Below are 10,838 nucleotides of genomic sequence, written 5' to 3'. Positions count from 1 at the left end.
CTTTCTACTATTATCTTTAACTAAAATAGAAATAAAAATAACTAATGAAGTAAATATTTGTATATTAATGAAATAGACTAGTTATTTTCCTAGTTTTATTGTTTAATATATAAGGTAATTTATTTTAAGTATTATTCGACAATATGATACAATTATCACTGGACTTTAAAAAATATAAGAATAAATACAAATTATTTAATTACTAGACAACTCAAATTTCCCATATTAAACAATTCGGAGGCGTATTTAGATTGAGCTATTCCATAAGGATGACAATATTAATTATCATAGACTTACTAGTTGTTTTATCCTCTGTATTTTTTAGTGGTATTTTTCAGCACCCATCCTTACAACTCACCATATTAGACATTATGGACTATAGGATAATTTTCCTACTAATTGGTTATCTTTTATTTTCACTATTTTATGGTCTTTATAATAAGGCATGGGAATATGCGAGTACACAAGAATTAATCGCTATTGTTAAAGTAGCCACTCTTGTAGTTCTCCTTTATGGAATAGTTGGATATGTTTTCGGTGAGCAAATTTATGTTAGAGTACAAGTAAGTTTATGGATGTTCTTAGTACTTTCAATTGGTGGAACTCGATTTGCGTGGAAAATTTACCGTGACTGTTTCTTAAGTGTTTCTGAAGACTCTAAAAAAACATTAATTATCGGGGCTGGTTCTGCTGGTGTAATGGTGGCACGACAATTAATAAAAAATACAAACCCTGAATTAAAACCAATTGCTTTTATTGATGATGAACCAAAGAAATATAAGTTGAAGATTTTGAATATACCTGTAGTTGGCAACACCTCGAAAATATCCCAAGTAGTTGATAGCCTTAAAATTGATAATATTATTATTGCAATTCCATCTTTAAGTAAAAAGGAATTAAATCGTATTATAGAAGAATGCTCAAAAACAAAGGCTAAAACACAGATTATACCGATGCTTGAAGATTTAATGACTGGCAAAGTTTCAGTTAATGAATTACGCGATGTTCAGGTGGAGGATTTATTAGGAAGAGAAACAGTTAATTTGGACATTGAAAGTATTTCTGAGTATGTATCAGGTAACACCGTGTTAGTTACTGGTGCAGGGGGCTCGATAGGTTCTGAAATCTGCAGGCAGATATGTGAATTTAAACCAAGAAAGATTGTATTGTTAGGACATGGAGAAGATAGTATTTATCAAATTGATATGGAGTTAAGTTCAGAATATAAAAATCAAATTGAAATTGTACCTATAATTGGAGATATCCAAGACCGGAAACGAATATTTGAAATTATGGAAAAACACAGGCCATTTGTGGTGTATCATGCAGCTGCCCATAAACATGTTCCTCTTATGGAATATAATCCAAGAGAAGCTGTGAAAAACAATATTTTTGGGACAAAAAATGTCGCAGAAGCTGCGGATACATTTGGTGTTAATACGTTTGTTTTAATTTCTTCGGATAAAGCAGTAAATCCTACAAATATCATGGGATCAACAAAAAGGTTTGCCGAACTGATTATACAAAGTATGGCTCAATATAGTCACACGAAATTTGTAGCAGTTCGTTTTGGTAATGTCCTTGGCAGCAGTGGCAGTGTGATTCCTTTATTTAAAAAGCAAATTAAGGAAGGCGGGCCAGTTACAGTTACCCATCCGGAAATTACAAGGTATTTTATGACGATCCCTGAGGCTTCACGACTCGTGATTCAAGCTGGAACATTGGCAAAAGGCGGAGAGGTATTCGTTCTAGATATGGGAGAGCCAGTTAAGATAGCAGAATTAGCGGAAAGTTTAATAAAACTGTCGGGTTTTACAGTAGAAGAAATTGGAATCCATTTTACTGGACTTCGCCCTGGTGAAAAAATGTATGAAGAACTGTTAAATGAAAATGAGGTTCATCCTGATCAGGTTTTCCCAAAAATCCATATTGGAAAAACAAAAGTGGTTCATCCTGAAATATTAAATCGGTTAATTAATCAACTTCTAAAGATGTCTGAAAAAGAAATGCATGATACGTTAATTGCTGTGGCGAATAATAAGTTCAATCGTACTACTTTGCTTGAGGAAGTATACTAATACTTGATTGAATAAAATCCATTAAAGTGCTTACTTTCTAATTAAGCACTTTTAATTGTTGTTTAGACTAAAATTTGAATAAAGTGAGGATGACTAAAATGATTGGGAATAAAGTTAAAAATATACCATTCTCTCCACCGGATATAACTGATGAAGAAATAGAAGAAGTAATAAAAGTGATGAAATCTGGTTGGCTTACAACTGGACCTAAAACGAAAGAGTTTGAAGGAAAAATTGCTGAATATATTGGAACTAATAAAGCTATTTGTTTAAATTCTGCGACAGCAGCTATGGAACTTACTCTTCGTATTTTAGGGGTTGGACCAGGTGATGAGGTTATTACTTCGGCATATACTTATACAGCTTCAGCCTCCGTTATTGAGCATGTAGGAGCAAAGATAGTTTTAGTTGATACTGAACCAGATTCTTTTGAAATGGATTATACCCAACTTGCTGATGCAATTACAGATAAGACAAAGGTGATTATTCCTGTGGACTTAGCTGGAAAGATGTGCGATTACGATACATTATTTAAGGTTGTTGAAAGCAAGAAAGGACTATTTAAGGCAGAAAATGAACTTCAAAGTATTTTTGATCGAGTCATAGTAATGGCTGATGCAGCCCATTCTTTTGGCGCGGAAAGAAAGGGATTGAAATGTGGGCAGGTTGCAGATTTTACTTGTTTTTCTTTTCATGCAGTAAAGAATCTTACCACAGCTGAAGGTGGAGCAGTTGTATGGAGTAACGGACTTGGATTAAATGATGAATGGCTATATAAACAATACATGCTATATAGTCTTCATGGACAATCGAAAGATGCGCTCGCAAAAACACAAATAGGTGCTTGGGAATATGATATTATCTATCCTGCCTATAAGTGTAATATGACTGATATAATGGCAGGGATAGGTCTAATACAACTAAAAAGATATAAAACTCTGTTGAACAGGCGCCAAGCAATAATAGAAATCTATGATAAAGCACTTTTACCATTAGGTATTCAAAGTATATTGCATTATAGTGAAGATTCTTCTTCAACTGGACATCTTTATTTAGCAAGAATTCCTGGTATTGGGGAAATCGAAAGAAATAAGATTATAATTAAGATGGCTGAGGCTGGGATTGCTTGTAATGTGCATTACAAGCCATTACCTATGTTTACAGCATATAAAAATCTGGGTTTTGATATAAAGAATTATCCTAATGCTTATGATTTGTATAAGAATGAAATTACTCTTCCACTTCATACTTTATTAAGTGATGAAGATGTGGAGTATGTTTGCACAACTTTAAAAATGGTAATGAAAAGTGTCCTTTGAATTAAAAGGTAATTTTTGTAAAAAAGAGAAAGAGGAATAGCGGAATGCGACTAAAGAAATGGGAAGACTTACCTAGTAATCTGAAAAATGATAGTGTGAAAAAGTATTATGATATTTTATATAAGAAAAAATTCAGCCTTTTTGCCAAGAGGTTATTTGACATTGTAGTTGCTGTTATTACTATTATTTGTCTATCACCTTTTTTCATTTTTATTAGTATTGCCATAAAAGTTGATTCCAAGGGATCTATAATGTTTCGTCAAGTAAGGGTTACACAATATGGAAAAATATTTAAAATTTATAAATTTAGAACAATGGTGAATGGCGCAGATAAAATTGGCACTCAAGTTACTACCAACAATGATGCAAGGATAACAAGAGTTGGTAAGGTTTTAAGAAAACTTAGGTTTGATGAAATTCCACAACTATTGAATATAATTATAGGTGATATGAGCTTTGTTGGAACAAGACCTGAGGTGGAGGAGTATGTTAAGTGTTATACAGATGAGATGATGGCAACATTACTACTTCCAGCTGGAGTTACTTCACAAGCTAGTATCATATATAAAGATGAGGAACGACTATTGGCTAATGCAATTGATGCAGATGAAACATATGTATATAATATTTTGCCAGAGAAAATGAAATATAATTTGATAAGCATTGAAGAATACAGTTTTATTGATGATATAAAAACTATGGTAAAGACAGTGGTAGCAGTGATAAAGAGAAGATAATGATTTTATAAATAAATGAGAACAAAAGGAGACTATTTTCATAGTGAAAAATATTTGGATTATTAATCATTATGCTATTCCACCCACTATGGGAGGTCTGAATAGACATTACTATTTTTCTAAATACTTATCAAAAAAAGGGTATAATGTAAAAATTTTTACTGCGAGTAAAGTACACAATACCAGTATTAATATGATAAAGGATAAAAGTCTTTACAAAGAGACAGAAATTGAAGATGTTAATTATACATTTGTTAAAACTAGAAATTATGGTAGTAATTATATAAAAAGAATACTTAATATGTTTGATTTTCCTATAAATATGGTAAGGGTTTCAAAATCGTTTAAAAGACCTGATATTATTTATACATCTTCTCCTAATCCCCTTGCATCACTTGCTGCAATATTTCTAGCAAAGAAGTATGGTGCAAAATTAATTATTGAAATTAGGGATTTATGGCCTGAAAGTTTTGTAGCATATAACATTATTAAAAGGAGTAACCCAATTCTTAACTTTCTGTATGCAGGAGAGAAATTTATCTATAAAAAAGCTGATACGCTCATTTTTACAATGGAGGGTGGAAAAGACTATATAATTGAAAAAGGTTGGAATAAAGAAAACGGGGGTCCTATTTCTGTTAGTAAAGTGAGTCATATTAATAATGGTGTGGATTTAGAGCTATTTAATTATAATAAAGAACATTTCACAATCATGGATAATGATCTAAATAATGATAAATATTTTAAAGTTGTTTATGCTGGATCCATAAGAAAAGTAAACAATGTAAAAAAGATTATTGATGCAGCGGAATATATTAAGAAAACAGGAAATGACAACATTAAGTTTCTAATATATGGAGATGGAAATGAAAAGGAACAGCTGGAACGATATTGCGTTGAAAATAACATAGATAATGTAATTTTCAAAGGATTCGTTGAAAAAAATAAAGTTCCTTATATATTAAGTAAGTGTAACCTTAATATTATGCACTTTGAACAAAATGATATAAAAAAATATGGTGCAAGTCTAAATAAAATGTTTGAGTATTTTGCAAGTGGAAGACCAACTGTTTCGGATTGTGAGTTCAGATATGACTTAATTAATCGGTATAAATGTGGAGTTGTTGTTGATAATGCTAATGCCGAGCAATTAGCTGAAGCAATTGTTTCATTTTTTAAAATGCGTGACAGTGAATATAACAATTATTGTGAAAATGCCCTAATTGCATCTCAGGATTTTGATTTTAAATCATTAACAGACAAACTCGAAAAAATTATTTTAAATGATTAGATGGGAGAAATTTTTATGAGCAATTTAAAGGATAAACTACTAAATAAATCAGCGACACTTGGAGTAGTTGGACTTGGATACGTTGGTCTCCCTCTTGCTGTTGAGAAAGCAAAGGCTGGATATAAAACGATAGGGTTTGATGTACAAGTATCTAAAGTTGAAATGGTGAACATCGGTAAAAATTATATTGGTGACGTTGTTAATGAAGACCTTGAAGAAATAGTTAAGTCTGGACTTCTTTCAGCCACTACAGATTTTGCCCAGGTTGCTCAGGCAGATTGTGTGTGCATTTGTGTACCAACACCACTTGATGAGCATCAGCAGCCAGATATCAGTTATGTAAAAGCCTCTGCTGAAAGCATTGTCCCATATATGCACAATGATATGTTAATTATATTGGAATCAACTACTTATCCAGGGACTACAGAAGAACTTCTTAAGCCTATCCTCGAGAAATCTGGCCTAAAATGTGGTGAGGATTTTTACCTTGCTTTTTCTCCAGAACGTGTGGATCCTGGAAATTTAATTTATAAGACTAAAAATACACCTAAGGTAGTTGGTGGTATAACTCCAAAGTGTACTGATGTAGCAGCTGCACTGTACGAAAGTATTCTAGAAGCACCGATTCATCGGGTCTCATCTCCAGCTGTAGCTGAAATGGAGAAAATATTAGAGAACACTTACAGAAATGTTAACATTGGACTAGTTAACGAACTTGCAATTCTAAGCAATAAGATGGGCATTAATTTTTGGGAAGTTGTTGATGCAGCCAAATCAAAGCCTTATGGTTTCCAGGCTTTTTATCCTGGTCCAGGGCTTGGAGGGCACTGTATCCCGCTTGACCCATATTATCTTTCTTGGAAGGCACGTGAGTATGGGTTCCATACCTCAATGATTGAATCATCTATGATGGTTAACGATCGTATGCCTGAGTATTGCGCTGAGAGAGCGAGTAAGATATTAAATAGACAAAGAAAAGCTATGAACGGATCAAGGATATTAGTTTTGGGTGTAGCTTACAAACAAGATATTGAAGATTATAGAGTAAGTCCTGCTATACGAGTGATTGAAGAGCTTGAAAAAGAAGGCGCTGAGGTTGTTTATTTTGATCCGTATGTTCCGGAATATCGCGAAAATGAAGTTGTTAAAACGGGCGAGCCTGAATTAACTGCCAAACTTATTAAAAGTGCTGATCTAGTTGTCGTAACAACTGCACATACAATGGTAGATTATTCTTTTGTACAGCAACACGCCAAGGCTATTTTTGATACAAAGAATGCAATGAAGGATATTAATAATAGAGAAAATATAGAATTATTATAGAGGGGGAGCATCATGAGTTTAAGATATGCAATAATCGGTTGTGGAAGAATTTCACCTAACCATATAGCAGCTGCAATTGAAAATGGGCTTGAAATTGTTGGTTTATGTGACATAGTAGTTGAAAATATGAAGGATAAGCTTAATAAATTTAACTTACCAGAATCAACTCCTCTATATGTTGACTATAAAGAGTTACTAGAAAAGGAAAAACCAGAATTAATAGCTATTTGTACAGAGAGTGGAAAACATGGTCAGATCGCTCTAGATTGTATAGAAGCGGGCAGTAATCTTATTATAGAAAAGCCAATCGCTCTTTCACTAGAAGAAGCTGATGAAATCATTCAAAAAGCTAAAGAAAAAAATATTAAGGTAAGTGCATGTCATCAAAACCGCTTTAATAAATCCATTCAAAAAATAAGAGAAGCTATTGAAGAAGAACGCTTTGGAAGGTTACTTCATGGAACTGCTCATATTCGTTGGAATCGTGGCGAAGATTATTATAAGCAGGCCCCTTGGCGAGGAACATGGGAACAAGATGGTGGAGCATTGATGAACCAGTGTATTCATAATATTGACCTTTTACGTTGGATGATGGGTGATGAAATAGTAGAAGTAGTGGGTATGACAGATAACCTTAAACATGACTTTATTGAAGCGGAAGATTTAGGTATGGCGCTTATTAAGTTTTCAAATGGAAGTTACGGGATTGTTGAAGGGACAACTAATATTTATCCAAACAATCTTGAAGAAACATTATATATTTTTGGTGATAAAGGCACTATTAAAGCTGGTGGAAAATCAGTGAATATTATTGAAGAATGGCAGTTTGCAGATATGAAAGATGATCCTGAGGTTGTCAAAGCAAAGTACCAGGAAAACCCTCCAACTGTATATGGATTTGGGCATAATCCTCTATACACGGACGTGATTGATGCAATTAAGAATGATAGAGCACCATATGTTACAGCTGAAGATGGAAGAAACGCTTTGGAGCTAGTGCTTGCTATATATAAATCAGCTGCAGAGGGTACAAGTGTAAAGTTACCACTGGATAAGTGTAACTCATTGGATTTCAAAGGTAGGTTTAATAGATGACCTTCTTTGTCCATGAAAGTAGCTATATTGATGAAAATGTAACAATAGGTGATGGAACAAAAGTATGGCATTTTAGCCATATTCAAAAAGGTGCTCAAATCGGAGAAAAATGTTCTTTGGGGCAAAATGTAAATATTTCTAATAACGTTAAAATTGGTAATGGAGTAAAAATCCAAAACAACGTGGCGGTTTATGAAGGTGTTGTATTAGAGGATTATGTATTTTGCGGACCTTCAATGGTATTTACAAACGATTTAACTCCAAGAAGTAAATATCCAAAAGGTATTCAAGGTTATAAAAAGACACTTGTTAAATACGGTGCATCTATTGGAGCAAACGCTACTATTGTATGTGGCAATACAATAGGTCGTTGGGCGATGATTGCTTCAGGAGCTGTTGTGACAAAGGAAGTACCAGATTTTGCGCTAATGGCGGGGGTACCAGCTAGGCAAATTGGTTGGGTTTGCGAATGTGGCGATGTTCTAAAAAATGAGTTGCAATGTAATGAATGTGGTAGAGAATATGCCCTTATCAATGGAGAACTTATAGAGAAATCAAAAAGCTAACTTTTATGATAAATGGAGATTGATGAATTATGGATTTCAGAGACTTAAAGGCACAGTATCAGAAATATAAGCAGGAAATTGATTCTGCAATTAATGAAGTGGTTACAAGTGCAAATTATATTAGTGGCAAACAAGTAAGTGAGTTAGAAGATGAGTTAGCTGATTTCGTTGGAGTTAAACATTGTATATCTTGTGCAAACGGAACAGAAGCGATGACATTAGTAATGATGGCGTGGGATATCAAAGAAGGAGATGCAGTGTTTGTACCAGATTTCACGTTTTTCTCAACTGGAGAAGTCGTCTCGTTTAAAGGTGCAACGCCTATTTTTGTGGATGTAGATCGGGGAACTTTTAATATTGATACAGGTAAATTAGAAACTGCAATTTTAAAGGTATTAGAAGAAGGAAAGTTAACTCCAAAGGTTATTATTCCTGTTGATTTATTTGGTCTCCCTGCAGATTTTCCTGAGATAGAAAGAATCGCTAAAAAGTATAATTTATTGATATTAGAAGATGGAGCTCAGGGATTTGGCGGTAATATCAATGGTAAAAGAGCATGCAGTTTTGGAGATGCAGCTACTACTTCTTTCTTTCCAGCCAAGCCACTAGGTTGTTATGGTGATGGTGGAGCTATTTTTACAGATGATGATGAGTTAGCAAGATTGCTGAAATCTTTAAGAGTACACGGAAAAGGCGAAGACAAATATGACAATGTAAGGATTGGGGTAAATTCGAGATTAGACACAATCCAAGCTGCCGTATTAAAAGTAAAACTAAAAGCATTTATTAATCATGAATTGGAAGATGTTAACCGAGTATATCAATTATATAGTGCTCGTTTAAAGGATATTGTGGAAACACCATTTATTCCAGAAGGTTATTATTCCAGTTTTGCCCAATATACTATTAAGCTTAAAAATAAGGAACAGCGAGATGGTTTACAAGCAAATTTGAAAGAGAATGGAATTCCTAGCATGGTCTATTATGTTAAGCCGATGCATAAGCAGGGAGCTTTTTCAGATTTATATATATATGAAGATGATTTTGAGGTTACTAATGAACTATGCAAAACAGTTCTTTCTTTACCGATGCATCCTTATTTGACTGATGAGGAAGTCAAGAAGGTATGCAATGCTATTATTAATTATAGAAATGGTATTTAGGTTAATCCTAAGATATATAAGAAAAAGTTTGAGAGGTAAGGAAATTGAAAGTACTTTTTTTAGGAAATGCAGCAAGTATTCATACAGTTAGATGGGTAAATGCCTTAGTCGAAAAGAATCATGAAGTTCATTTAGTGTTCAAGCATGATGACAACCCAAAGGATAATTTAATATCCAAAAAGGTAATTCTTCATCAGCTTAGGTTTTCAGGGACAAAGGGATATTTCATTAATGTGCCTGAAATGAAAAAATTGTTCAAACAATTGAAACCTGATATTGTGAATGCACATTACGCAAGTGGATATGGAACCTTGGCTAGATTATCCCAGTTATATCCTTTAGTTTTATCTGTTTGGGGAAGTGATGTTTATGACTTTCCGTATCAAAGTAAATTTAGAATGAATTTAGTTAAAAAAAATTTATTATATTCAAATGCAATTGCTTCAACAAGTTATTGTATGGCTGACCAGGTGAGGAAATTAATCAATCCAGAAAAGCGTGAAATATTTGTAACTCCATTTGGTGTAGATGTTAATAAATTTTGCCCAAGTAATAAGGTCAATCATTCCAATAAGATTAATATTGGAAACATAAAAACATTAGCTCCTAAATATGGAATTGATGATTTTATCAAATCAATAAGGATATTGGTTGATGATTTGATTGTTAAAGACTTAAAAGAAATTGCTGAAAAGATTAACGTATATATTTACGGTGAAGGGGAACAAAAAGAAGAATTGATTGAATTAATTCATAATTTGGATCTTGAAAATATAATAAAACTGAAAGGGAAAATACCTAATACTGAAGTACCTGGTGTATTGGAGCAACTAGACATTTTTTGTGTAGCAAGTGTGTTGGATAGTGAAAGCTTTGGAGTTGCCGCTGTTGAAGCAATGGCAATGAAAAAACCAATTGTAGCCACTGATGTTGATGGGTTTAAAGAAGTAGTTAACGATGGAGTTACGGGTTATATTGTGGAAAGGAAAAAGCCTGCAGCCTTGGCACAAGCATTAGAAGATTTGATATTGGATAAGGAACTCAGATTGCATATGGGTGAACAAGGTAGATTAAGAGTTTTGAAATTATACAATTGGGATAATAATGTGGATACAATGACAAAACTATATGAAAAATTTTTAATTAATAATTAATAAATTCAATGTTTTGTAATTTAACGATCGAAGACACAAAATTTTAGGTGTGAATTTATGGAATATTTATTTATCTTTATAGTAGGATTATTAATATATGTTGAATATAAAT

Annotated in this window: 9 protein-coding genes; all 9 read left to right on the top strand. The window is 33.1% G+C overall.

The genetic code is table 11. The annotated features are described in order from the left end of the window. Nucleotides 1-251: 251 nt before the first annotated feature. The 9 genes from V7124_RS25905 (at nt 252) to V7124_RS25865 (ending at nt 10,726) form a co-directional block, all read left to right on the top strand. Complete coding sequence (locus V7124_RS25905) at nt 252-2,078, top strand: polysaccharide biosynthesis protein (protein WP_335417955.1); 1,827 nt, start codon at nt 252-254, stop codon at nt 2,076-2,078. Between the two features lie 98 nt (nt 2,079-2,176). Continuing rightward, nucleotides 2,177-3,397, top strand: coding sequence for a DegT/DnrJ/EryC1/StrS family aminotransferase (locus V7124_RS25900; RefSeq protein WP_335494785.1), 1,221 nt, complete (start codon nt 2,177-2,179; stop codon nt 3,395-3,397). Nucleotides 3,398-3,441: 44 nt separating this feature from the next. Beyond that, nucleotides 3,442-4,134 carry a sugar transferase gene (locus tag V7124_RS25895; RefSeq protein WP_335494782.1) on the top strand — a complete coding sequence of 231 codons (693 nt, stop codon included), beginning with the start codon at nt 3,442-3,444 and terminating at the stop codon, nt 4,132-4,134. Between the two features lie 43 nt (nt 4,135-4,177). Next, nucleotides 4,178-5,425 (top strand): glycosyltransferase family 4 protein, encoded by a 1,248-nt coding sequence (locus tag V7124_RS25890; RefSeq protein ID WP_335417946.1) that lies wholly within the window; start codon nt 4,178-4,180, stop codon nt 5,423-5,425. Between the two features lie 15 nt (nt 5,426-5,440). Next, nucleotides 5,441-6,748: a nucleotide sugar dehydrogenase gene (locus V7124_RS25885; RefSeq protein WP_335417943.1), complete on the top strand. Its 1,308-nt coding sequence runs from the start codon at nt 5,441-5,443 to the stop codon at nt 6,746-6,748. Between the two features lie 12 nt (nt 6,749-6,760). Then, nucleotides 6,761-7,843: a Gfo/Idh/MocA family protein gene (locus V7124_RS25880; protein ID WP_335417939.1), complete on the top strand. Its 1,083-nt coding sequence runs from the start codon at nt 6,761-6,763 to the stop codon at nt 7,841-7,843. Next, nucleotides 7,840-8,409, top strand: a complete 570-nt coding sequence (locus V7124_RS25875) for an acyltransferase (protein WP_335494780.1) — start codon at nt 7,840-7,842, stop codon at nt 8,407-8,409. Before V7124_RS25880 ends, V7124_RS25875 begins: the two co-directional genes overlap by 4 nt. A gap of 29 nt (nt 8,410-8,438) precedes the next feature. After that, the gene (locus V7124_RS25870; RefSeq protein ID WP_335417931.1) at nt 8,439-9,572 is read left to right on the top strand and encodes a DegT/DnrJ/EryC1/StrS family aminotransferase; all 1,134 of its coding nucleotides are present in this window, start codon (nt 8,439-8,441) and stop codon (nt 9,570-9,572) included. A gap of 44 nt (nt 9,573-9,616) precedes the next feature. After that, nucleotides 9,617-10,726: a glycosyltransferase gene (locus V7124_RS25865; RefSeq protein ID WP_335417928.1), complete on the top strand. Its 1,110-nt coding sequence runs from the start codon at nt 9,617-9,619 to the stop codon at nt 10,724-10,726. The last annotated feature ends 112 nt before the right edge of the window (nt 10,727-10,838 follow it).

The sequence above is a fragment of the Neobacillus niacini genome, assembly GCF_036961885.1.
Taxonomy (GTDB): Bacteria; Bacillota; Bacilli; order Bacillales; family Cytobacillaceae; genus Neobacillus; species Neobacillus niacini_H.
The sequence above is the reverse complement of the archived record's forward strand: the minus strand, read 5'-3'. Positions and strand labels throughout refer to the sequence as shown.